Origin of the sequence: Stenotrophomonas sp. Nf1 (genome assembly GCF_003028475.1) — a bacterium.
In the GTDB taxonomy this organism is placed as follows: Bacteria; Pseudomonadota; Gammaproteobacteria; order Xanthomonadales; family Xanthomonadaceae; genus Stenotrophomonas.
On the sequence record NZ_PYTV01000015.1, the window covers coordinates 20,426 to 43,950 of the forward strand.

Sequence of the window (23,525 nt, forward strand, 5' to 3'; positions counted from 1 at the left end):
GCGAGACACACCCATCTTCACCCAGCCACACCGCACTTGAACGCCCCTGCCCGCCGCTGCTGGTGTCGCCGGCTGCCATCCCCATTTCCTGGAAGACAGTGAAATCCGACACATACCGGGCTTCGAAGCGATCACGATACGCTGGGTTCCAGCCGGCGCCTGTCCCTGCCCTGCGATAGGGGTACACTGCCGGCCGTGAGCGTCCAGGCATCCCGCCGAACGCACCGCGGCAGAGCGCCGCGAGGCAACGACGAGGGTCGCGCCACCGGGCATGGCCCAGTTCACCCACCTCCGGCATGGCCGGGTGCAATCCAAGACGAGAAACCAAGATGAGCGACAAGGTTGTACATGTCGGCGACGCCGACTTTGATAGCGCAGTGCTGAATTCCAAGGAACCGGTGCTGGTCGATTTCTGGGCCGAGTGGTGTGGCCCGTGCAAGATGATCGCCCCGGCGCTGGACGAACTGGCCGATGCCTACCAGGGCCGCGCCAAGATCGCCAAGGTCAACGTCGACCACAACCGTGCGCTGGCCGCCAAGTACCACGTGCGTTCGATTCCGTACCTGGTCGTGTTCAAGGACGGCGAGAAGGTCGGCGAGCAGATCGGTGCGGTGGGCAAGGCCCAGCTGGCCGGCCTGCTGGACAAGGCGCTGGCCTGATCCTGCTGTTTCACGGCAGCCGCCGCGTGCGGCTGCCGTCGGGCGCACCGCGTCCATGATGAATGCTGTTCCCGGCGACCCTTGCACGGCGCCGCGGGCCGATGATAGTGTCGGCATATCCGGCCGCGTTCGCGTGCCGCACCCTCTGGACGCCGTTTCTTCCAGACCCATTCCCAACGTTCGCCGCCCCAGCCGGGCGCTCGCACCTTCAAGCGAGGAATAACGCTCTTGTCCGATAACACTCCCGAAACCGGCAGCGCTGAAGCGCCCGCCGAAAAGCGCGTGCGCAAGGCCCGCGTAAGCAAGGCAGCCGCTCCGGCCGCCGCCGAAACCAGCGCCGCTCCGGCGCAGCCGACCCTGCCGCTGGCAGCCGCGCCCGAAGCGCCGGCGCCGGCCGCTGCGCCCCCTGCGCCGAGCGCGCCCGCCGCCGAGGCCCCCGCCAGCAGTGGCGGCGGCGAAGGCGGTGAGGGCCGCGAATCCGGCCAGCCGCGGCAGCAGAACCACCAGGGTGGTGGTCAGAACCAGAACCAGAATCCGTACAACCAGAACCAGCAAGGCCAGGGCCAGGGCAACCGCCGTGACCGCTTCCGCAACCGCCGCGACCGTGATCGCAATGGCGGTGGCAACGGCGGCCGCTTCCGCGATGACGGCATGCCCAACGATGGCGGCGACCAGCAGCCGTTCGTGCCGCGCCCGCACGCCAATGTGCCGGAAGGTTTCCCGGTCTACTCGCTGAGCGATCTCAAGCGCATGCCGGCGCAGAAGCTGCTGGAGATTGCCGAGCAGCTGCAGATTTCCGAAGGCGTCGCCCGCGCCCGCAAGCAGGACGTGATCTTCGCGCTGCTGAAGGTGCTGACCCGCCACGGCGATGGCGTCGCCGCCGATGGCGTGCTGGAAATCCTGCCCGACGGCTTCGGTTTCCTGCGTGCAGCCGAAGCGAGCTACCTGGCCGGCCCGGACGACACCTACATCTCGCCCAGCCAGATCCGCCGCTTCAACCTGCGCACCGGCGACCACCTGTCCGGCCGCATCCGCTTCCCGAAGGACGGCGAGCGCTACTTCGCGCTGTCGATCGTGGACACCATCAATGGTGAGCCGCTGGAAGCGTCGAAGAACAAGGTGCTGTTCGAGAACCTGACCGCGCTGTTCCCGCGCCGTCGCTTCACCCTGGAGCGTGGCAACGGTTCGTCGGAAGACATCACCGGCCGCATCCTCGATCTGATGGCGCCGCAGGGCAAGGGCCAGCGCTCGCTCATCGTGTCGCAGCCGAAGGCCGGCAAGACCATGATGATGCAGCAGGTGGCCACGGCCATCACCACCAACCATCCGGACGTGCACCTGATCGTGCTGCTGATCGACGAGCGCCCGGAAGAAGTGACCGAAATGCAGCGCACCGTGCGCGGCGAGGTCATCAGCTCGACCTTCGACGAGCCGGCCGCGCGCCACGTGCAGGTGGCCGAAATGGTCATCGAGCGCGCCAAGCGCCTGGTCGAGCACAAGAAGGACGTGGTGATCCTGCTGGACTCGATCACCCGCCTGGCCCGCGCCTACAACAACGTGGTGCCGAGCTCGGGCAAGGTGCTGACCGGTGGTGTGGATGCCAACGCCCTGCACCGCCCGAAGCGCTTCTTCGGTGCCGCGCGCAACGTGGAAGAAGGCGGCAGCCTGACCATCATCGCCACCGCGCTGGTCGACACCGGCTCGAAGATGGACGAGGTGATCTACGAAGAGTTCAAGGGCACCGGCAACAGCGAAGTGCACCTGAGCCGCCGCATCGCTGAAAAGCGCGTGTTCCCGGCCATCGACATCAACCGTTCCGGCACCCGCCGCGAAGACCTGCTGATCGAGCCGGAGCTGCTGCAGAAGATCTGGATCCTGCGCAAGCTGCTGCATCCGATGGATGAAATGGCCGCGATGGAATTCCTGCTGGACAAGATGAAGAACACCAAGTCCAACGACGAGTTCTTCGGTTCGATGAAGCGCTAAGAAGAAAGCCCCGCACTGCGGGGCTTTTTTTTGCCTCGGGAACGGCGCATCCACGCATGGCGTGGATCTACCGGCAGATTTCGCGCGGGTCCAGGCCGAGGTCGCGGCAGATGCGGTTCGATGAAGTGCGGCCGATGCGTCGCACAGGGAATGATCCGCAGGGCCTGGAGAAAGCGTCGCATGATGGATGACCTTGGGCACAGTCATCCATCTTCCCTGGCATGGACCGACCTTGGCCATGCAAGAAGTTGCAGAGCGCAGGGGGAATGCGGCGTCGGTGCCGACCAACGGTCGGCACCCACCCGAGCAGATCCGGCCAGTAGATCCACGCCACGCGTGGATGCCTGCCCGGACGCACCCGCCTACATCACGGGCAGGTCAAGGCCCCCTCGGCATTGGCCGTGTTGGCGGTCAGCTTGACCTGGGTGAAGGCCGCGGCGAACGGCTTGTCCGCGCTGACCACGAACGGCGCCTCCACCGCGCCCAGATCCACCCCCTGCCTGGCGAAGCAGGCCAACGGCACGGTCACCGTCTGCTTCTGGCCGGGGGAGAGCTTGCCCAGCAACGGGGCAATGTCCACCCCGCCCTCGCAGCCGGTACCGCACTGCATGGTCACCTTCACCGCCGACTCCGGGCGCTTCACCAGCTGCACGTCGAACTGCAACGCGCCGTTGCTGCGCGCCAGTGCACCGAGATTGCGACGCGAGGTGCTGCGCGCGATCAGCTGCGCGGGCGCCGACCAGGTCACCTCCCTGGCATCCTGCTGGGTGTTCACCTGCACGGTACGCACCTGCACCACCGGCGTGCCAGCAGGCCAGCGCAGCGTGGCATTCAGATCGTTGCCCAGTGGCTGGGTGGCGCCGCCTGCGGCCACGTGCAGCGCGAACGGCGGCGTGTCGGCACGGTTGAAGATCGGCAGCACGGTCACTTCGCCGCAGCTGTCCGGGGTGGCCTCGTCGAGCCGCGCGACCTTGCCGCCCTTCGCGTAACTCAGGCCATAGCCGAGCGCGAACAGCGCAGGCTTGCCCGCATCGGGGCGGTCGATCGGCGCCGGGCACGGCGCGCCCGGCCACGGGAAGCTCAGGCGGCCACGGAAGTCGTGTGCGGGTTTGCCATCCTTGCCGGCCACCAGCACATCGGTCACGCCCTTGCCTTCGGTACCGGGCAGCCACGCCGCCACGAACGCGCTGGACAGGTTGAGCAGGTCGTTGGTGTACATCGGCCGCCCGGACAGGTAGACCGTCACCACTGGCTTGCCGGTGGCTGCGGCGGCCTTCAGCACTGCCAGGTCCCGTGGGTAGGCGCGGCTGTGGCTGACCGTGTCGGAGGGCAGGATGTCGCCGTTGGTCTCGGCGTAGGGCGTTTCACCGATCACCGCCAGCACCACGTCGAAGGCCTTCGGGTCGATGCCCCGGCCATCGGCGCTGAAGCTGATCTTGTCTGCGCCGAGTTCGGCGCGCAGCGCGCCCAGCACCGAATCGGCATTGGGGAAATCGGCGTTCTTGTTCTCGGTACCCTGCCAGGTCAGCGACCAGCCCCCGGACTGGTCGCCGATGTTGTCGGCCCCCTTGCCGACCACCAGTACGCGCGCATCACGGCGTAGCGGCAGCACCTTGCCTTCGTTCTTCAGCAGCACCAGCGATTCGCGCACCGCGCGGCGCGCCAGTTCGCGGTGCTGCACGGCGGTGGCATCACCGGCATAACGGCTGTCGGACGGCTTGTGCTCGAACAAGCCGGCGCGCAGCTTCACCCGCAGGATGCGCGTCACTGCATCATCGATGCGCGCCATCGGAATCTCGCCGCTCTGCACCTGCGCGGTGGTGTTGGCAATGAACGCCTTCCAGTCATCGGGCACCATCACCATGTCGATGCCGGCGTTGATGGCCTGCGCACAGCTGTCGTTGCGGCAGCCCGGCACCTGCGCGATGCCGTTCCAGTCGGAGACGACGAAGCCGTCGAAGCCCATCTTGTCCTTCAGCGCATCGGTCAGCAGCGCCTTGCTGCCATGCATCTTGCCGTAGTCGATCCCCGCCGCGCGGTCGTTCCAGCTGTTGAACGAGGCCATCACCGTCTGTGCGCCTTCGCCCAGCGCGCCGTAGTAGCCCTGCGCGTGAACGTTGATCATGGTGGTCTTGTCGACCAGCGCCTCGCCCTGGTCACGGCCATTGTCGGTGGCGCCATCCCCCAGGTAGTGCTTGGCCGTGGTGACCACGTTGCCGTCATCCTTGAACGTACCCTGCGCGCCCTTGACGTAGGCATGGGCGAAGCGACGGATCACGCTGGGGTCGGACGAATAGCTTTCATAGGTGCGTCCCCAACGCGGATCGTGGGCCACTGCCAGGGTCGGCGCGAACACCCAGCCGATACCGGTGGCGCGCACCGAGCGCGCGGTCGCCTCGCCGATGCGCTCGATGAGTTCGGCATCGCCGGCCGCGCCCAGGCCGATGTTGTGCGGGAACAGGGTGGCGCCCAGTACGTTGTTGTGGCCGTGCACCGCGTCGGTCCCCCAGATCACCGGCACCGGCGTCTTTGCGTCGGTGGCCAGCGGCGCGGCGTGGTAGGCATCGGCCAGCGTCAGCCAGGCCTGCACGCCGGCGTGCTTGTCCATGTCCGGCCAGGAGCCGCCGCCGTTGAGTACCGAGCCGATGTAGTACTGGCGTACCTGTTCCGGCGTGATCGTCTTGATCTCGGCCTGGGTCATCTGCCCGATCTTCTGCGCCAGCGTCATCTGCGCAAGGATGGTCTGCACGCGGCGTTCGATATCCGAATCGGTGGCGATCGCGCTGTGCACGCGCGGCCAGTCCTGCAGGCGTTCGCCGCTGGCCGGTGCGGCACCGGCGGGGACGGCAAGGGCAGCCAGCAGACAACTGGCAAGAAGGGTCTGGGTGGGGCGATTCACTGGGCTCTACCTCCGTGGATGATGTTCCTGGCGTGCGGGCCTGCAGCAGCACGACAGCGCGGGCATTCGCGCAACGTTCCTGACAGCGCTGTCATATAAGTCCGCCTGCGCACTGTCAATCGTTGTTCGAGCGCAGGGTGGTGGCGGTCGCGCAACCACGGGCCCTGGCGCGTTACAGGCGCGCTACAGTGGTGCCCGGGTGCTGCATCGCGACAAGGAATCGGGACGTGCCAGCGCACCACATGTCGTGGCAACATCCGCCTGCTTCGGCAACACCGACCGGGCCGCCACGCACTACCATCGCCGCGTGCCCGCCGCCTTCCAGGAGGAACCATCGCACCATGCGCAGTCGAATCGAGGATGTGGCCGCCGTTGCCGGGGTTTCGATCAAGACCGTGTCCCGCGTGCTCAACCATGAGCCCAACGTGCGCGAACAGACGCGCGAGCGGGTGCTGGCGGCCGTGGCACGGCTGGGCTACAAGCCCAACCCGTCGGCGCGCAGCCTGGCCGGCCAGCGTTCGTACGCGCTGGCGCTGGTCTACAACAATCCCTCGCGCAACTACCTGATGGAGATCCAGAGCGGCATGCTGGAAGCCTGCCATGCGCAGCACTACAACCTGATCCTGGGGCCGGTCGGCACCGGCCGCCGCACCCAGCCCGACCTGGCGGCATTGTTCGAGAACTCGCGCCCGGATGGAGTGGTGCTGATCCCGCCGCTGACCGACGACGAGGTGGTGCTGTCGTACCTGGAAGAGCACGGGATTCCGTTTGCCTGCATTGCACCGCGGTACCCTGAAGGCCGCATCGGCGTGCGCATGGATGAAACCACCGCCGTGGTCGAACTGATCGGCCATCTGGTCGCACAGGGCCACCGCCGCATCGGCCACATCAAGGGCCCGCGTGCGCACGGCGCCTGCCAGTGGCGCCATGCCGGCTACCGCCAGGCACTGCGTGATGCCGGCATCGCCTACGATCCGCAGCTGGTGGTCAACGGCCAGTTCTCGTTCGAGTCCGGCGTGGATGCCGCCAATGCCCTGCTCGACCTGGACCCTCCGCCGACGGCGATCTTCGCCGCCAACGATGACATGGCCGCTGCCGTGTACCGTGTTGCCGGCGAGCGCGGGTTGCGCGTCCCGCGCGACCTGTCGGTGTGCGGCTTCGACGATACGCCGATCGCCGGCCACATCTACCCGGCACTGACCACCGTGCGGCAGCCGACCTCGCACATGGGCCGGTTGGCCACCGAACAACTGATCGAGCACATCCGTGCCGACCTGGCCGGGCGCATGATCACCGTCGAGCACACCGTGCTGGAGCGCGAATCCACCGCGCCGCCACGCCGGCGCTGAGGTGGTCTGGGGGTGGCTCATGGCGCCCGCAGCCGTGAGCCATTCCACGCGTAGAAGGCGATGTACAGATAGCACAGCGCCGGCAGCAGGAACGACAGCTGCAGGCCGTGATGATCGGCCAGCCAGCCCATTGCCAGCGGAATGACCGCGCCGCCGACGATAGCCATCACCAGCAGGCTCGAGGCCTGGCCGGTGAGCTCGCCAAGGCGGGCAATGGCCAGGGCGAAGATAGTGGGAAACATGATCGAGTTGAACAGACCGATGCTCACTACGGCCCACGTCGCCAGCCCGCCACCGGTGGTTGCGGTGATGCCCAGCAGCAGCACCACCACCAGCGCGAACCCACCCAGCAGATGGCGTGCGTCCAGCCGCGCCAGCAGGGCCGCGCCCAGCAGGCGTCCGGCCAGCGCGCCACCCCAGTACAGCGATACGTAGCCGGTGGCTTCCTGTTCGCTCATGCCCTGGCCGATGCCCGGCGAGGACAGGAAATTGACCAGCACGCTGCCGATGGAAACTTCAGCCCCCACGTAGAAGAAGATGGCCAGCACGCCCAGCCGCAGATGACGGTGGCGCAGCGCGTCCCACACGCGGCCCTGCGTGCTGCGACTGTCTTCAACACCGGCGATGGTGGGCAGGCGGAACATCCAGATCGCCGCCGCCAGCAGGAACAGCACCACCGCCAGGCCGAAGTACGGCAGCTGGACCGATTGCGCCTCGGCGGCGCGGTAGGCCAGTGCGTCCGCCGCGGGCATCAGCGCCAGCTGTTGCTCGCTGCGCGGCTGCGCCGACAGGATCAGCAGTCCGCCGAACAGCGGCGCCAGGGTGGTTCCCAGCGAATTCATCGATTGCGCCAGGGTCAGCCGACTGGAACTGGTGCGCTCGTCGCCCAGCAGCGCAACGTAGGGATTGGCCGCTACCTGCAGCACGGTGATGCCGGTGGCCAGCACGAACAGTGCCGTCAGGAACAGGCCGTAGACATGCGCGGCCGCCGCCGGCCAGAACAGCAGTGCGCCGATACCGGCGATGGCCAGCCCGGCCACGATGCCACGCTTGTAGCCCACCGCCGCGACCAGCCGCCCTGCCGGCAGGGACATCAGGAAGTAGGCGCCGAAGAAGGTGAACTGGACCAGCATTGCCTGCACCCAGGTCAGGGCGAACGCCGCTTTCAGGTGCGGAATGAGGATGTCGTTGAGGCAGGTGAGAAATCCCCACATGAAGAAGATCGCGGTGACCACCGCCAGTGCGCGCGTGTTGCCCTGGATGTGGTGTCCGCGAACGGTCGTTGCTGTGTCCAAAGCCTGTCCTCCCGGTCAGTGTTCGAAGCCATCAAAAGGTCACGCAGGACATGCACGGGTCATCGGCACTGTCCAGCGCTGTCAGGCTGCCGGATCGTGCGCTGTGTCCCCGCCTGCAGCCACTCCGCGCAGTTTCGTTTTGCACCGCACAACGCTTTTCCGCATTCGGATTGGCAGCGCTGTCATGCCATGAAAGCAGCTGCGAATGCCGTCAAACAAGGCAATTCACTGCTGCAGGCACGTTCATGGCAACGGTTACATGCGGACCTGCGCGGCCGCCTGCGTGACGCTCTTGATGGCAGTTTGTTGACAACGCTGTCAACCGTGGCTCCAATCCGGCCACACGCAGTGACCCGTATCGAGACGACGCAGGATCGCCACCACCGAATTCCCTGGGGAGGGAGCTTCCATGAAGACGTACAAGGCTGTACCTCGCAAGACGATGCTCACGTCCGCCCTGCTCGCCGTGCTGTCGGCGCCGGCCTGGGCACAGCAGGCCACCGGCACCGCGCCGGCCGATCCCACCACGCTCGATGCGGTACAGGTCACCGGCATCCGCGGCAGCCTGCAGTCTTCGATGAACCTCAAGCGCGACAGCCAGGGCGTGGTCGATGGCATCGTCGCCGAGGACATCGGCAAGTTCCCCGATACCAACCTGGCCGAGTCGCTGCAACGCATCAGCGGCGTCTCGATCGACCGCACCTCCAGCGGCGAAGGCTCGAAGGTGACGGTGCGCGGCATCGGTCCCGACTACAATCTGGTGCTGTTGAATGGCCGCCAGATGCCGGCGTCGAACCTGGGCAACGGCGGCGGCGGCCTGTCCGGCTCGCGTTCGTTCGATTTCGCCAATCTGGCATCCGAGTCGGTTTCTGCGGTGGAGGTCTACAAGACCAGCCGCGCCGACAATCCGGCCGGCGGCATCGGCGCCACCATCAACATCAAGACCCTGCGCCCGCTGGAATCAGAACCGGTGATCAGCCTGGGGCTGAAAGCGGTCAACGATTCGTCCAACGACAACCTGCCGCGCACGCTGCAGGGCTCGAACATCACCGGCGAGCTGTCGGGCATCTTCAGCCAGCGCTACGCCGATGACCGCTTCGGCGTGGCCTTCAGTGCCAGCCACCAGGAACGTGACTCAGGCTTCAACCAGGCCACCGTGGCCGAGGGCTGGGCCACGTTCCAGGGCAATGAGCGCGAGGACTGGCGCGCCCTGCCACAGCCGGGCCAGGGTTATGCCAACCGCATCACCAACCGCCCTGGCCCGGATGATGTCTACGGCCGGCCGCAGAACACCGCCTACAACGTCAATGGCGTGCAGCGCCAACGCACCAATGCGCAGGCTACGTTCCAGTGGAAGCCGGCCGACAATGTCACCACGACGCTGGACTACACCTATGTCGAGAACAAGGTGCAGCAGCAGCGCAGCGAACTGTCGGTGTGGTTCAACTACGGCCCCGGTGACAGCACCTGGACCAACGGCCCGGTGGCCGCGCCGATCATCTACAGCGAAGACATGACCAACTCGGACGTGTCGATGGGCGGCGCCAAGCTGGCCACCAAGACGGGCATGCATTCGCTGGGCTTCAACGTGGACTGGGAAGTGAACGACGCGCTGGACCTGTCCTTCGATGCGCACAACTCCACCGCCGAATCGCAGCCGGACAGCCCCTACGGATCGGCCGGCGTGCTGGGCGTGGCCGCGTTCGTGCGTGGCACCACCACCGTCGACTACAGCGGCGATCTGCCCATCATCAACATCGCGCTGCCTCCCGGTGGCGTGCAGGCCTCCGATGCACTGGTCACCGGCTCGGTGTTCCAGAACAGCTACAACAAGTCCAAGGTGCAGCAGTACCAGGGCCGCGGCACGTTCCGCTTTGCCGACTACTCGGCACTGGATTTCGGCATCGGCCACACCCAGGTGGAGAACCGCTCGGCGTCGGCCATCATGCAGCGCAATACCTGGGGCGGGTTGGGCACGCCCTCGGACTACGCCGATGACATCTGGTACGCCGACAACATGGCCCGGTACTTCAAGGCCTTCAGCGGCCACAACGATCCACGCCTGACCGGCCAGTTCCTGGTGTTCGACTTCGACCGCCTCATCGACCGTGCCGCGCAAGTCGGCAGCGCGTCCGATCCGGCCTGCCCGAGCTGCTATTACGCACCCAGCGAGTACTCCGAAGACATCCGCACCACCGAGAAGACCCGCAGCGCCTATCTGCAGTACCGCACCACCTTCGACTGGTCGATGCCGTTGCATGTGGCCGTGGGTGCGCGTTACGAGCAGACCGAGGTGGAGTCCAACGCACTGGTGCGCGTTCCCACCGGCATCAGCTGGAGCTCGGCCAACGAGTTCAACATCGACTATGCCGCCGACCGCGGCTTCGCTGCTGGCAAGGGCAAGTACGACTACGTGCTGCCGAATCTGGATCTGAAGCTGGACCTGAGCGAATCGCTGGCGCTGCGCGGCAGCTACAGCCGTACACTGGGGCGGCCCAGCTGGACGCAGATCCAGAGCGGGCAGTCGCTGGCCGACATCGTGCGCACCCAGGGCGGCAGCGGCTCGCGCGGCAATCCCGGTCTGGAACCGTTGATCTCGGACAACTTCGATCTGTCGCTGGAGTGGTACTACGGCGAGGCCAGCTACGCTTCGGTGGGCTTCTTCCGCAAGAACATCAAGAATTTCATCAGCGATACCATCGTGCGCGAGAACGCCGGCACGCTGCACACGCCGGTGGGTGGTGCCTACTGGAACGAAGCGCTGGCTTCCGGCTGCGGCACCACCGACATGCCCTGCATCCGCGATTACATCTTCACCAACCACGCCGGTGCCCCGGGCGTGACCTACACCGGAACCAACTCGGCCGGGCAGAAGACCGGCACCATCGTCGGCCAGCCGGGGGACCCGGTGGCCGGCTTCGACATCACCGTGCCTGCCAACCAGCATTCGGATCACCTCGATGGCTGGGAGGTGGCGGTGCAGCACCTGTTCGGGCAATCCGGGTTCGGCGTGGCCGCCAACTACACCAAGGTCAAGTCGGGGCTGACCTTCAACAACCTCAGCCTGGGTGACCAGTACCCGATGATCGGCCTGAGCGACTCGGCCAACGTGGTGGCCTTCTATGACCGCAACGCCTGGCAGATCCGCGCCGCCTACAACTGGCGCGACAAGTTCCTCAACGGCATCGGCGGCCAGGGCCCGAACCCGAACTACACCGCCGCCTACGGCCAGCTGGATCTGAACATCAGCTACGCGGTCAACGATCAGCTGACCCTGAGCCTGGAAGCGATCAACCTGACCGATGAGACCATGCGCACGTACTCACGGCATACCAACATGCTGCGCTATGCCACGCAGACCGGGCCGCGCTACATGTTCGGCGTGCGCTACAAGTTCTGATCCCGCTGCGGGCCCTGCCGCGCCGCGCGCACACGCGGCGCGGCCGGCGCAGGTGCATGATGGCGGCACCGACGACAGCCGGGGGTGGGCCCGGCGCTCCCTGCCCTGCTGGATGTCCAGACATGCTCCCTGCTCCCCGTCCCATCGAAGAAGTGACCGGCCTGGATCCGGCGGATCTGGCCGCGCAGCTGCCCGGCTGGACCACGCCCCGGGTGATACGCGGGCTGGTCTCGCACTGGCCGGTGGTGGCAGCCGCGCGCGTGTCTCCTGCCGCCGTGGTGGCCCACCTGGCCCGCTTCGACCACGGCCAGATGCCGGTCACCGCGACCACTGCGGCCCCCGAGGCGGGCGGTCGGCTGTTCTACAACGAAGACATGAGCGGCTTCAATTTCCGCCGCGAACAGGTCCCGCTGAAAGTGCTGCTGGCGACCCTGCTGAAGTACGCCGCGGTGGCCTCGCCGCCATCGATCTACGTGGCCTCGACCACGCTGGACAGCTTCCTGCCCGGCTTCTCCGCCAGTAATGGGCTGCAGTTGGGGGTGGCCGACCCGCTCACCAGCATCTGGATCGGCAACCGCTCGCGCATCGCGGCCCATCAGGATGTGCCGGACAACCTGGCCTGCGTGGCCGCCGGACGCCGCCGCGTCACCCTGTTCGCTCCCGAACAGGTGCGCAACCTGTACATCGGTCCGCTGGACTTCACCCCGGCGGGGCAGCCGATCAGCCTGGTTGACTTCCACGCACCGGACTTCGAGCGCTTTCCACGCTTCCGCCAGGCGTTGGCGCAGGCGCAGGTGGCCGAACTGGCGCCGGGCGATGCCGTCTACATCCCCTCGCTGTGGTGGCACCACATGGAGGGGCTGGAGGCGTTCAACGTGCTGGTCAACAGCTGGTGGCGACCGGTACCGGCATGGATGGATTCGCCGATGAACGCGTTGATGCTGTCGATCCTGGCGCTGCGCGACCTGCCCGAGGCCCAGCGCACGCAGTGGCGCGCCCTGCTCAATCACTACGTGTTCGACGCCGATCTGTCGACCAGCGCACACATTCCAGCGCAGGTACAGGGTGTGCTGGCGCCGCTGACAGCCGACAGTGCCACGCAGATCCGGCAGACCCTGCGCCAACGCCTGCAGCGCTGAACCGGGCAGCGGCCCCGGCTTCACCCGCAGCGGTTGCGTTTGTGGCGATAATGCAGCCCCGCACCCGGCGGCGCCCGCCGGCGCTGCACGCCCTTCGCTTCATGTAGCTCTGCATGCGCCTGATTTCGCCCCGCCTCAACCTGGGCAAGCTGATCCTTGCCCTGGCCCTGCTCAGCGCCATCATCGCCCTGGCCAACACGTTGCTGGCCAGCTACCGCGTGCAGCGCGACCAGCTGGTCGGCAATACCCTGGAAGCCAACCGCGTCTACGCCACCAAACTGGCCGAGACCACCCAGAACTTCCTGCTGGGGGCCCAGCAGGAACTGGCCTACGCCGCGACCCGGCTGGGCCAGAGCGATCTCGACCCGGCCCAGGCCCAGGACGAGGCCAGCCGCCTGCAGCTGCAGACCAACAGCTTCAACTCCTCGCTGGTGGTCGATGACGATGGCCTGGTGATCGCCACCTCGCCGCAGACGCTGCAGCTGCAGGGCGAAATCCTGCACAGCGTCGGCAACAATGCGGCCCTGGCGGCGCGCCAGCCGATGATCAGCGATCCGTACCAGTCGGCCACCGGCAAGCTGCTGGTTTCGCTGTCACATCCGATCTTCGACCGCCAGGGGCGCTACCGCGGCTACGTCAGCGGCACGCTGTACCTGCGCCAGCGCAGCGCGCTGCACACGCTGCTGGGCAAGCACTACTACCGCGATGGGTCCTACCTGTACGTGGTCGACCGCCACGGCCGCCTGCTGTACCACGCCGATGGCAAGCGGGTGGGTGACTACGTGGTCGGCAACCCGGCGGTGAAAGCGGTGATGCGCGGTGAGCGCGGCGCGCAGCAGGTACGCAATCATCTGGGCGTGGCGATGCTGGCCGGCTACGCGCCGGTCACCGCCACCGGCTGGGGCATCATTGCCCAGCGCCCGACCGAGGCGACCCTGCAGCCGCTGTCGCGGCTGATGACCGCCGTGATCTGGAACGCGATCCCGCTGGGACTGCTGTCGCTGTTGATCACCTGGTGGTTTGCCCGCCGCATCTCGCTGCCGCTGTGGCAGCTGGCGCGCAATGTGCAGGGGGGCGAGGACACCGGCAACGCGATCAACCACGTCAGTGGCATCCGCGCCTGGTACTTCGAGGTGGCCCAGCTCAAGCACGCGGTGCTGCACAGCTTCAATGCGCTGCAGGACCGCATCGGCACGCTCAACCGCGCCAACCGCACCGACCCGCTGACCGGGCTGCTGAACCGTCGTGGCCTGCAGCAGGCACTGGATGCGTTGCAGGTGCAGGGCATCCCCTTCGCGATCCTGGCGCTGGACATCGACCGCTTCAAGGCGATCAACGATGGCCATGGCCACGACGTCGGCGATGCGGCCATCGTCCACATCGCCGACCAGATGCGCCGCTATTCGCGCGACAGCGATTTCCTGTGCCGCGCCGGTGGCGAGGAATTCCTGCTGCTGCTGCCCGGCATCGGGGTCGAGCAGGCACGGCAGGCCGCCGAACGCCTGCGCCAGCATATTGCCGATCATCCGTTCGCGGCGGTCGGCAGCATCACGGTCTCGCTGGGCGTGGCCCATTTCCCCAGCTTCCACGTCGATGCCGAGCAGGCGCTGCGGCTGGCCGACAAGGCCCTGTACATGGCCAAGGAGCAGGGTCGCAACCGGGTCGTGGTGTACCCCTACGCCGATTGACGCGGAGCCGGGCTGGCCGGCCCCGCAGTGATCGTCAGCCCTGCTCCAGCGGAGTCAGCAGGCGCAGGCCGCGCTTGGCGCCGTCGACCATGTAGATGCCGCCTTCGGGCAGCAGATCGCTGCCGGCCTGCTCGATCGGGTCCGCCTTGCGCCACGGCACGGCCTGCCGCGGGCCGGGAATGAAGGTGCGCCAGCGGCCATAGCGCTCCCGGCCGGCACTGCGGTCGTCGCCCAGGGCGAAATTCACCGGTATGTGTACCGTCCAGCTGTCGCGCGTGCTGGCTTCGCCGGTGGTCGGTGGGTTGAACGTCCACGTGCGGGCACTGCTGACGGCGGCCTTGGCCAGCATCTCGCGCATCTTGGCAAGGGTGCGTTCGCGTGCGACCACGGTCATGTTCACCTGCTCGGCAACGACATCGGCCACCGTGCCGTCACGCGCGATCTTGACCACCAGCAGCACTTCACCCTGCCCACCACTCCGATAGACCTCTTCGGGATAGCGTGGCGGCGTCATCTGCACCCGGGTCACCGAATCGGTGGCCTTGGGATCGTACTCACTGAAGTCGACGCTGGTCATGCTGACTTCGTAGCCGCCGTCGGCCTTCGACGTGCCCCGCAGGCGCACCCGCAATGGCGCACGCACCGCCACCGCGTTGCCATCCCGCAGCGTGGGCTCGAAGCGCCAGCTGCCAATGGTGCCCTCGACGAAGGAGGCGATGCCCGGCGCCAGTATCGATTTCTGATCCAGCACCAGCGAGCTGACCGCGCCCTCCGCTGTGACCTCGATGCGGCCGGAAAGGACCATGCTCATCTCTGCAGTGGCACGCACGGCGCGCGCGGTCTGCGCATTGGCATCGGCAGCAAGCAGGGGGGCGCCGGCACCAACGGCCAACGCGAGAGCGAGAAACAGGGGGGAGCGCATCATTGCCGGATCCTTGGTGATGAACGGCGAGAGTACCCCAGTCCCCGCCGCCATCACAGCCGCATCAGGCCAGCCGGTGGGTGCCTGCATAAGGCGGCGTGTCGGGATAATCGCCCCGCGCGAAGCGTTCCTGCAGCCCCTGCCACCACGCCGGATCGAACAGATGCCGATAGTGCTCGCGCACGGCGGCCAGCTCGCCGGCGGGCAGGCCCATGAACGGACCGAAGCGCTCGGGGAACACATCGCGCGCGCCCACATGGAACCAGGGTTCGTCGGCCAGCGCCTCTTCGGGCGTGCGCGGCTGTGGCCAGGCGCGGAACACGCAGTCACTGACCAGGCACAGTTCGTCGTAGTCGTAGAACACGGCACGGCCATGCCGCGACACACCGAAGTTCTTCGGCAGCATGTCGCCGGGGAAGATGTTGTTGCGCGCCATGTCGGTGATCGCCTGCGCGTAGTCGAGCACCGCCGCCCGCACCGCCTCCGCGCTCTGCTCGCGCAGGTACAGGTTCAACGGACGGAACCGGCGCTGCACGTAGCACAGCGCGATCTCCACCTCATCGCCATCGAGGCGGACGCTCTGCGCGCATTGCTGCAGCAGTTCATCCAGCAGCGCCGGCGCGAAGCGCCCACGCGGGAAGCGCAGATGCCGGTACGGCTGCGCGTCGAGCAGGCGGCCGACGCGATCCAGGTTGAACACCAGTGCGTACTTCTCTTCCACCTGCTGGCGCGACATCGCCTTGGGCCACGCGAAACGGTCGCGGATCAGCTTGAACACCAGCGGGTAGCTGGGCAGGGTGAACACCGCCATGACCATGCCTGGGGTGCCTTCGGCAGGCACCAGGCGCTCCTGCGGATGCTCGTTGAAGTGGCGGAAGAAGGTGCGGTAGCGCTCGGTCTTGCCCTGCTTGGCACGCCCCAGCACCGTGTAGATCTCGTCGATGGGCTTGCCCGGCAGCAAGCTGCGCAGGAACACCACCGCATCACCGACCGTGGCCAGGTCGGCCTGGAAGTAGCTGCGCGACACACCGAACAGGTGCGCGACATCGCGGCGCCGGGTCAGCACCGCGTCGGCACGCAGGCCACGCTCATCGTTGACCAGGGCGATCACGCAGGGCGAGAAGCGGTGTTCGCCGAACACACGACCGACCAGGTAGGCGCGACGCTCGCGATAGAACACCGTGTCGAGCAGTTCAATGCTGCGCACCGGTGTATCGCCCCAGTGCGCCAGGTCATCCTGCAGGCGCACCACGATCGCCGCCGCGCAGCGCAGCTGGTGCGCATACGGGATGTCGAAGCGGTAGTCGGCCAGCACCCGCTGCAGGGCTTCCACTGGACGCGTTGGCGAAACCGCATAGGTGTGCCGTGCGACCGGGTGGGTGATCGCATCGGACGGCTCGACATCGAAGGCGATGAACTCCAACGCCGGGTCCACGCCGCGGGTGGCGAACAGGCGACGCGACAGCGTGTTGTAGTAGGTCTTGTACAGCTCGGCGTCGATCAGCCCCTGCAGCAGTGCGCTGTAACGTGCATGCACCTGCAGCCACAGCGTGCGCTCACCCACCCGCTCGCCGGCCAGGCGGCGCAGGGCATCCATCTGTTCGGCGATGCACAGGTCGTACAACGCGATGCGCTCGACCGCATCCTGGCGCGCACCGGCCCAGTCACGCTGTTCGAAGCGACGGCGTGCACGCGCGGTAATGGTTGCGAAACGGGCGTGGTAATCCTCGAAGCCATCGGCGATGGCCACCGCGATGCGCGGTGCCAGGTCGGCGGCAATGTCGGGCTGGGACATGCACGGCTCGGCAGGAGGACAGGCATCCACCATACGCCACCGTGGGGTGGCTTGTGTAGCGTCGAGCTTGCTCGACGGCTTTTGGCTCTCCCGTAGCGTCGAGCTTGCTCGACGGCTTTTGGCTCTCCCGTAGCGTCGAGCTTGCTCGACGGCGTCATGTAGAAGCCGTCGAGCAAGCTCGACGCTACGAAGATGCCCACCCAAAACGCAACGATTCCTACAGACCCGGGGCCACGGCGTTGCCTACCCTTTCAGGCCCACAACGGCACGAGGTGACGCATGCAGCAAATGACCCTGATCCCACGCATGGAGGAAGGCACCGTGATCCCGCAGCGCGCCCGTGACGGCTACATCAGCGCCACCGCGCTGTGCCAGTCCGTCAACAAGCGCTGGTCGGACTACCGGGCACTGAAATCGACGGAGGAGTTCCTGCACGAGCTGACCGTCCAGACCGGGTTGGCCGAGCATGAACTGATCCACGTGGTCTCCGGCGGCAACCCGACCATGCAGGGCACCTGGATCCACCCCTACCTGGCCATCAACCTGGGCCAGTGGCTGTCGCGCAAGTTCGCGGTGAAGGTCGCGCAGTGGGTGGTGGAATGGCAGCAGGGCCACGCCAACGCGGTGATGCCCGCGCATATCGAGCGCTACCTGCAGAACCGGGCCAAGGTGCCGTATACCCATTTCTCGATGCTCAACGAGCTGACGTTGAACCTGATCGCGCCGCTTGAAGACGCCGGCTACACCCTGCCGCAGGCGCTGGTGCCGGACATCTCCGAAGGGCGCCTGTTCTGCAAGTGGCTGAGGGACCAGCGGGGCGTCGACACCAACGCACTGCCCACCTATGACCACACCTACCCGGATGGGCGCACGGTGCAGGCCAAGCTGTACCCCAACGAGTTCTACGAGGACTTCCGCCGCCACTTCAACGAAGTATGGCTGCCGGAAAAAGCGCCTGCCTATTTTGCCGCGCGCGACAGCAAAGCGCTTTCATTCGTGACCACGCTGCTGCTTCCGGCACCGTGACTGCGACCGGAAGCAGCCGAGCATGGCTCGGCTCTACAGTTGCGAAGCGCAGCCGAGCATCACGTTTCGTTCTCCTGTAGAGCCGAGCCCATGCTCGGCTCCACGGATGCCGGTGATTCAGATCGCCAGCTCCGCTTCCACGTCCTGCACCTTGCGCCGCGCAAGCGCCAGGTTGGACTTGGTCCGGTCCAGCACGATGTAGAAGAACAGGCCCTTCTTCTTCGCCACCGGGCGCATGATGTGATACGCCTTGCCCAGCGAAATGAGGATGTCCTCGATGGTGTCGTTGAGGTTCAGCGACGCGGCGGTCTTCATCTTGGCGCGGATCACTTCGGTGTTGCCGGCGGCGGCCACTTCCATGTCCATGCCGGTGCCGGCTTCGCCCAGCAGCATGCCACTTTCGTAGTCGACCAGCGCCACCGCCTGCGCGCCGTCGATGCCCATCAGTGCGTTCAACGATTCAGTCAATCCAGCCACGTCGCTCCCCTCTCAATGTTGGTTCGAGCCCCTCGGTTCCCTGCGGATGGGCTCACGCTCCGCCGAGTTCGGCCAGGATCGCCTGGCCACATTCCCTGCTCTGCCACAGCACCTGGCCGATCACGCTGCGCTGGTCGCAGGCCGCCATCAGCAGCAGCGGTGCGCGCCCTTCGGCCTGGATGGCCAGCATCAACACCTTGCCGCCGGCGGCCTCCAGCATCAGCGTCTGCAGATCACCCAGCACCAGTTCCCGCCCCACCGCTGCGGCCAGCGCCAGCATCGCGCTGGTCATCGCCGCCAGTCGTTCGCCGCGTCCCTCGGCGCCGGCGCTGACCAGGGCGAAGCCATCCACGCTGGCCAGCACCACCGTGCGTACCCCCTCCACCCGCTGCCGCAGATCCTGCAACAGCGGTTGCAGGCGCTCGCGCTGACCGGCATCGGGCAGCACCGCCACCTGCCCGTCAGCCATGCGCAGCCACCAGCGCGTGCGCTTCCATCTCACCCATCAGCACATCCATCAGCAGCAACCCCTGTTCGCGGTCACGGGCGTCCACGGCCAGCAGCGGCAGCGGTTGCCCATCCAGGCAGGCGCGTGCGGCCCAGTCGTCGGGTGCGGCGTGCGGCGCCTGGTCAAGGTGGGTCACGGCCACCACCAGTGCCAGCGCCGGCGCGAAGGGGCGCAGCACCTGCAGGTAGTCCTCCAGTTCGGCCGCCACGCCCACGCGGCGCGCATCCAGCAGCAGCACGGCGCCACGCGCGCCCTGCAGCAGGATCGGCCACAGGAAGTCGAAGCGCTGCTGGCCCGGCGTGCCATACAGACGCAGCCGCTCGCCGTTGGGTAGATCGATGTCGGCATAGTCCAGGGCGACGGTGGTCGATGCCTTGTCAGCGCCGAGGCGGTCGCTGTTGGCTACATCGGTGTCGATCACCGCGCCGGCCGCGATGCTACGCACCAGCGTTGATTTGCCACTGCCCATTCCGCCCAGCACCACCACCTTGTGCTCACGCATTGCGCTCGCTCCCGCGCAGGTGTCGCCACAGGCGGGCGAGCAGGCCGCTGTCGGTACCGGTGCCGGCCCCACCTGTCGTCAGGCGGGGCGTGGCCGGGGCCGCCTGCAGTTGGGCGTAGCCGCACAGGTAGGCGGCATGGATGAAATCGCGGACCGCCGCCGCAGGCAGTTCGAGCAGCGTGGCGCATTCTTCAACCGTGCAGGCGCGCTTGAGCAGCAGCGAGCACAGGCGGAAGCCATCGTGATCGTGGCCGAGCACGCGGAAGTCGGGCCAGCGCAGCAGCTTCACCGGGGCACCGCGCAGGCGTTCGTCCAGCGCCTGCCAGTGGCGGCTGCGTTGCGCCCACTGCCACAACAGCGGTCGCAGCGGCTGGCGTGGCCGGTTGCCCGCCAGCACCTGCAGGCGCTGCGGGGTCAGCGCGTCCAGCTGCAGTCGCTCGAACGCATCGGCCAGGCGCTCCACCAGCGCCGCCGCCGGTTCCTGCAGCAGCACGCCATGGTCGTGCTCCAGGTCCATCAGCAGCAGAGGTTCACCGGCATCGCTGAGCAGCACCTGGCCCTGGCGCAGCGGCAGCCGCTCACGCAGCAGGCGGGTGATGGCGTGCGCGCCATCGGCCAGGCGGATCGGTGCAGGCGTGTGCATGGGCAAGGGCTCCGGTGCCAGCTGCATGCCACGCAGCGCGCGGCCGATGGCACCATCGTCGAGTACATCCTGGTGGCCATCGCCGTCGCGCAGCTGGCCACCGATGTCCTCGATCCAGCAGTGCAGGCGCGGGCGCTGCTGGCGCATGCGCTGGGCCGCATTGCGCAGCGCGGGCGTATCGCGGATGACCAGCAGATCGCAGTCGTCCAGATCCTGGCTGCGACGGATCTGGCCATCCGGCAGGGCCGAGGCCAGGCGCAGCCGCTGCAGCAGGGCGTGCTCGCCCTGGATGTCGGTTCCCACTACCAGCACGCGTGCCATCCGTGTTCCCCGAGCGACCACCTCCCCGGTGGTCTCGCGTCGCCAAGGCTAGGGCATTGCCGACGAAGGTCGTCGTGATCGACTGCTCAGATTGAAGGCCGTTACGAACCCGCGCATGTCCGTTCTGCGACAGCCATCATGGGCAAGTTTCATGCCCTCTTGACGGCATTACCACGGTTGACGGATTTCACGGTTCTGGTCGCTGAGGGGATGGGGTCGGAGCCCTCTGCGGGCAGAGGGGTCCGACCCCCAGAAAATCGGGGTCAGATCCCTTTCGCGGTGCGAAAGGGATCTGACCCCGGAGGCAAAAAGAAACCCGCGCCGAAGCGCGGGTTCCGAAGTCACATGCGGACGGCGATGGGTCAGCCGCGCAGCTGCTCCAGCGCGGCGTTGAAGGTCGCGCTCGGGCGCATCGCCTTGCTCGCCTTGGCCACGTCCGGACGGTAGTAGCCACCGATGTCCACGGCCTTGCCCTGCACCGCAATCAGCTCGTCAACGATCTTCTGCTCGTTGTCGGTCAGTGCCTTGGCCAGCGGCGCGAAACGTGCCTTCAGCGCGGCATCTTCGTCCTGCGCGGCCAGGGCCTGGGCCCAGTACAGCGCGATGTAGAAGTGGCTGCCACGGTTGTCGATGCCGCCCAGCTTGCGCGACGGCGACTTGTCGTTGTCCAGGAACTGGCCGTTGGCTTCGTCCAGCGCCTTGGCCAGCACGCGGGCGGCGGCGTTGTCGTAGCGGTTGCCGAGGTGTTCCAGCGACGCGGCCAGAGCCAGGAACTCACCCAGCGAATCCCAGCGCAGGTAGTCCTCTTCCACGAACTGCTGCACGTGCTTGGGGGCCGAACCACCGGCGCCGGTCTCGAACAGGCCACCACCGGCCATCAGCGGCACGATCGACAGCATCTTGGCGCTGGTGCCCAGTTCCATGATCGGGAACAGGTCGGTCAGGTAGTCGCGCAGCACGTTGCCGGTCACCGAGATGGTGTCCTCGCCCTTGCGGATGCGGTCCAGCGAGAACGCGGTGGCTTCCACCGGCGGCAGGATGCGGATGTCCAGGCCGGTGGTGTCGTGGTTCTTCAGGTAGGTCTCGACCTTGGCGATGACCTGCGCGTCGTGGGCGCGCGCGGCATCCAGCCAGAACACCGCCGGGGTGCTGCTCAGGCGCGCACGTTCGACCGCCAGCTTCACCCAGTCCTGGATCGGCGCGTCCTTGGTCTGGCACATGCGCCAGATGTCTCCGGCTTCCACCGCGTGTTCGAACACCACGGTGCCGGCCTCGTCGGTGACCTTGACCACGCCGTCGGCGGCGATCTGGAAGGTCTTGTCGTGCGAGCCGTATTCCTCGGCCTTCTGCGCCATCAGGCCGACGTTCGGCACCGAGCCCATGGTGGCCGGGTCGAAGGCGCCGTGCGCCTTGCAGTCGTCGATGACGGCCTGGTACACGCCGGCGTAGCAGCGGTCCGGGATCACCGCCTTGGTGTCCTGCAGCTTGCCTTCGGCGTTCCACATCTTGCCGGAGTCGCGGATCATCGCCGGCATCGAGGCGTCGACGATCACATCGCTCGGCACGTGCAGGTTGGTGATGCCCTTGTCCGAATTGACCATGGCCACGCCCGGACGTTGTGCGTACTCGGCGGCCAGATCGGCTTCGATCGCGGCGCGGGTGGCTTCCGGCAGCGACGGCAGGCGCGCGGCCAGGTCGCCGATACCGTTGTTGGCATCGAAACCGGCCTGCTTGAGCACGTCGGCGTGCTTGGCCAGCACGTCCTTGTAGAACTCGTTGACCGCCACACCGAACATGATCGGGTCGGAGACCTTCATCATGGTCGCCTTCAGGTGCAGCGAGAACAGCACGCCCTGCGCCTTGGCATCGGCAATCTGCTCACCGATGAACGCGGCCAGCGCCTTGCGGCTCATCACCGCGGCATCGACGATCTCGCCAGCCTTGACCGCGGTCTTTTCCTTCAGCACGACGGTACTGCCGTCGTTGCCGTGGAAGGTGATCTTCAGCGAACCGGCGTTGGCCAGGGTGGCCGACTTCTCGCTGCCGTAGAAATCACCGGCGGCCATGTGCGCGACGTGCGACTTCGAATCCGACGCCCAGGTGCCCATGCGGTGCGGGTGCTTGCGTGCGTAGTTCTTCACCGACAGCGGTGCGCGGCGGTCGGAGTTGCCTTCGCGCAGCACCGGGTTCACCGCACTGCCCTTGACCTTGTCGTAGCGCGCCTTGTAGTCGCGCTGCTGGTCGTCGGCCGGGGTTTCCGGGTAATCCGGCAGCGGGTAGCCCTGGTCCTGCAGTTCCTTGATGGCCGCCTTCAGCTGCGGCACCGAGGCGGAGATGTTCGGCAGCTTGATGATGTTGGCGTCCGGGGTGGTCGCCAGCTGGCCCAGTTCGGCAAGGTCGTCGCTGACCTTCTGCGCATCGGACAGCAGTTCCGGGAACTGCGAGAGGATGCGGCCGGACAGCGAGATGTCACGGGTTTCCACCACGATGCCGGCGGTGGCGGTGTAGGCGTCGACGATCGGCAGCAGCGACTGGGTCGCCAGGAACGGGGCTTCGTCGGTCAGCGTGTAGAGAATCTTGGACATGGGGGACTTGGACTCTGTAGCAATGCTCAGGGGAAGGCCGGCGCCAGCGCCGGGCCACGTGCAACCGTGTCGCTTTCCCCCGCCGCGGTCAGGGTGGGCGCGCGGCGGGGAAACCCATGCATTGTCGCGTTTTCAGCCGCGCGGGGCAAAGCCGCGCCATACGCGGCGGTACTGCACGGCGGCAACGCTGTGATCCATCCACGCGTGGCGTGGATCTACAGGAGGCGGCCTGGTGTGCATCCACCTGCCATGCCCTGGTAGATCCACGCCATGCGTGGATGGGGCCTGGCCATCGCCCAATAAAAAGGACGCAGCCTCGCGGCTGCGTCCA

At 66.9% G+C, this 23,525-nt stretch carries 16 protein-coding genes; 7 read left to right on the top strand and 9 right to left on the bottom strand.

Features of this window, described 5'->3' with window-relative positions; genetic code table 11:
- Window positions 1–329: 329 nt before the first annotated feature.
- Together trxA and rho are read left to right on the top strand one after the other, a co-directional pair.
- A complete protein-coding gene (gene trxA, locus C9412_RS20185; protein WP_005411275.1) occupies window positions 330–659 on the top strand; it encodes a thioredoxin in 330 nt (109 codons plus the stop codon).
- Between the two features lie 228 nt (window positions 660–887).
- Entirely contained in the window at window positions 888–2,645 is a 1,758-nt protein-coding gene (gene rho, locus C9412_RS20190) for a transcription termination factor Rho (protein ID WP_107233236.1), read from the top strand.
- A gap of 367 nt (window positions 2,646–3,012) precedes the next feature.
- On the opposite strand, the gene C9412_RS20200 is transcribed toward rho, so the two are convergent.
- A complete protein-coding gene (locus C9412_RS20200) occupies window positions 3,013–5,544 on the bottom strand; it encodes a glycoside hydrolase family 3 protein (RefSeq protein ID WP_107233238.1) in 2,532 nt (843 codons plus the stop codon).
- 341 nt (window positions 5,545–5,885) lie between these two features.
- Between C9412_RS20200 and C9412_RS20205 the strand changes: the two genes are divergently transcribed.
- Window positions 5,886–6,893: a LacI family DNA-binding transcriptional regulator gene (locus C9412_RS20205; protein ID WP_107233239.1), complete on the top strand. Its 1,008-nt coding sequence runs from the start codon at window positions 5,886–5,888 to the stop codon at window positions 6,891–6,893.
- Between the two features lie 17 nt (window positions 6,894–6,910).
- Here the strand turns inward: C9412_RS20205 and C9412_RS20210 are convergent, their stop codons facing one another.
- On the bottom strand, window positions 6,911–8,107 hold the full coding sequence (locus C9412_RS20210; protein WP_181358719.1) for a sugar MFS transporter: 1,197 nt from the start codon (window positions 8,105–8,107) through the stop codon (window positions 6,911–6,913).
- A 490-nt stretch (window positions 8,108–8,597) separates the two neighbouring features.
- Between C9412_RS20210 and C9412_RS20215 the strand changes: the two genes are divergently transcribed.
- The 3 genes from C9412_RS20215 (at window position 8,598) to C9412_RS20225 (ending at window position 14,415) form a co-directional block, all read left to right on the top strand.
- Complete coding sequence (locus C9412_RS20215) at window positions 8,598–11,588, top strand: TonB-dependent receptor (protein WP_107233240.1); 2,991 nt, start codon at window positions 8,598–8,600, stop codon at window positions 11,586–11,588.
- 122 nt (window positions 11,589–11,710) lie between these two features.
- Window positions 11,711–12,727 carry a cupin-like domain-containing protein gene (locus tag C9412_RS20220; protein ID WP_107233241.1) on the top strand — a complete coding sequence of 339 codons (1,017 nt, stop codon included), beginning with the start codon at window positions 11,711–11,713 and terminating at the stop codon, window positions 12,725–12,727.
- A 113-nt stretch (window positions 12,728–12,840) separates the two neighbouring features.
- Window positions 12,841–14,415, top strand: coding sequence for a sensor domain-containing diguanylate cyclase (locus C9412_RS20225; protein WP_107233242.1), 1,575 nt, complete (start codon window positions 12,841–12,843; stop codon window positions 14,413–14,415).
- A gap of 34 nt (window positions 14,416–14,449) precedes the next feature.
- On the opposite strand, the gene C9412_RS20230 is transcribed toward C9412_RS20225, so the two are convergent.
- The gene (locus C9412_RS20230; RefSeq protein WP_107233243.1) at window positions 14,450–15,340 is read right to left on the bottom strand and encodes a TonB-dependent receptor; all 891 of its coding nucleotides are present in this window, start codon (window positions 15,338–15,340) and stop codon (window positions 14,450–14,452) included.
- A 61-nt stretch (window positions 15,341–15,401) separates the two neighbouring features.
- Window positions 15,402–17,132, bottom strand: coding sequence for a bifunctional isocitrate dehydrogenase kinase/phosphatase (aceK, locus tag C9412_RS20235; protein WP_107233244.1), 1,731 nt, complete (start codon window positions 17,130–17,132; stop codon window positions 15,402–15,404).
- A 288-nt stretch (window positions 17,133–17,420) separates the two neighbouring features.
- On the opposite strand from aceK, the gene C9412_RS20240 reads away from it, so the two are divergent.
- Window positions 17,421–18,158 (top strand): KilA-N domain-containing protein, encoded by a 738-nt coding sequence (locus C9412_RS20240; RefSeq protein WP_258190381.1) that lies wholly within the window; start codon window positions 17,421–17,423, stop codon window positions 18,156–18,158.
- Window positions 18,159–18,275: 117 nt separating this feature from the next.
- Here C9412_RS20240 and C9412_RS20245 read toward each other — a convergent pair whose 3' ends face one another.
- The 5 genes from C9412_RS20245 to C9412_RS20265 form a co-directional block, all read right to left on the bottom strand.
- On the bottom strand, window positions 18,276–18,635 hold the full coding sequence (locus C9412_RS20245; protein ID WP_107233246.1) for a hypothetical protein: 360 nt from the start codon (window positions 18,633–18,635) through the stop codon (window positions 18,276–18,278).
- Between the two features lie 52 nt (window positions 18,636–18,687).
- The gene (locus tag C9412_RS20250; protein ID WP_107233247.1) at window positions 18,688–19,104 is read right to left on the bottom strand and encodes a roadblock/LC7 domain-containing protein; all 417 of its coding nucleotides are present in this window, start codon (window positions 19,102–19,104) and stop codon (window positions 18,688–18,690) included.
- Complete coding sequence (locus tag C9412_RS20255) at window positions 19,097–19,645, bottom strand: ATP/GTP-binding protein (protein ID WP_107233248.1); 549 nt, start codon at window positions 19,643–19,645, stop codon at window positions 19,097–19,099. Before C9412_RS20255 ends, C9412_RS20250 begins: the two co-directional genes overlap by 8 nt.
- The gene (locus tag C9412_RS20260; RefSeq protein WP_107233249.1) at window positions 19,638–20,609 is read right to left on the bottom strand and encodes a hypothetical protein; all 972 of its coding nucleotides are present in this window, start codon (window positions 20,607–20,609) and stop codon (window positions 19,638–19,640) included. The genes C9412_RS20255 and C9412_RS20260 overlap by 8 nt, the downstream gene beginning before the upstream one ends.
- A gap of 362 nt (window positions 20,610–20,971) precedes the next feature.
- Window positions 20,972–23,194 carry an NADP-dependent isocitrate dehydrogenase gene (locus tag C9412_RS20265; protein WP_107233250.1) on the bottom strand — a complete coding sequence of 741 codons (2,223 nt, stop codon included), beginning with the start codon at window positions 23,192–23,194 and terminating at the stop codon, window positions 20,972–20,974.
- Between the last annotated feature and the right edge of the window lie 331 nt (window positions 23,195–23,525).

Excerpts from the sequence above, each read along its gene's own strand:
- C9412_RS20225 (WP_107233242.1), top strand. The coding sequence starts at position 12,841 with ATGCGCCTGATTTCGCCCCGCCTCAACCTGGGCAAGCTGATCCTTGCC.
- aceK (WP_107233244.1), bottom strand. The coding sequence starts at position 17,132 with ATGTCCCAGCCCGACATTGCCGCCGACCTGGCACCGCGCATCGCGGTG.
- C9412_RS20230 (WP_107233243.1), bottom strand. The coding sequence starts at position 15,340 with ATGATGCGCTCCCCCCTGTTTCTCGCTCTCGCGTTGGCCGTTGGTGCC.
- trxA (WP_005411275.1), top strand. The coding sequence starts at position 330 with ATGAGCGACAAGGTTGTACATGTCGGCGACGCCGACTTTGATAGCGCA.
- C9412_RS20240 (WP_258190381.1), top strand. The coding sequence starts at position 17,421 with ATGACCCTGATCCCACGCATGGAGGAAGGCACCGTGATCCCGCAGCGC.
- C9412_RS20220 (WP_107233241.1), top strand. The coding sequence starts at position 11,711 with ATGCTCCCTGCTCCCCGTCCCATCGAAGAAGTGACCGGCCTGGATCCG.
- C9412_RS20250 (WP_107233247.1), bottom strand. The coding sequence starts at position 19,104 with ATGGCTGACGGGCAGGTGGCGGTGCTGCCCGATGCCGGTCAGCGCGAG.
- C9412_RS20210 (WP_181358719.1), bottom strand. The coding sequence starts at position 8,107 with ATGTGGGGATTTCTCACCTGCCTCAACGACATCCTCATTCCGCACCTG.
- C9412_RS20215 (WP_107233240.1), top strand. The coding sequence starts at position 8,598 with ATGAAGACGTACAAGGCTGTACCTCGCAAGACGATGCTCACGTCCGCC.
- C9412_RS20255 (WP_107233248.1), bottom strand. The coding sequence starts at position 19,645 with ATGCGTGAGCACAAGGTGGTGGTGCTGGGCGGAATGGGCAGTGGCAAA.
- C9412_RS20205 (WP_107233239.1), top strand. The coding sequence starts at position 5,886 with ATGCGCAGTCGAATCGAGGATGTGGCCGCCGTTGCCGGGGTTTCGATC.
- C9412_RS20260 (WP_107233249.1), bottom strand. The coding sequence starts at position 20,609 with ATGGCACGCGTGCTGGTAGTGGGAACCGACATCCAGGGCGAGCACGCC.
- C9412_RS20265 (WP_107233250.1), bottom strand. The coding sequence starts at position 23,194 with ATGTCCAAGATTCTCTACACGCTGACCGACGAAGCCCCGTTCCTGGCG.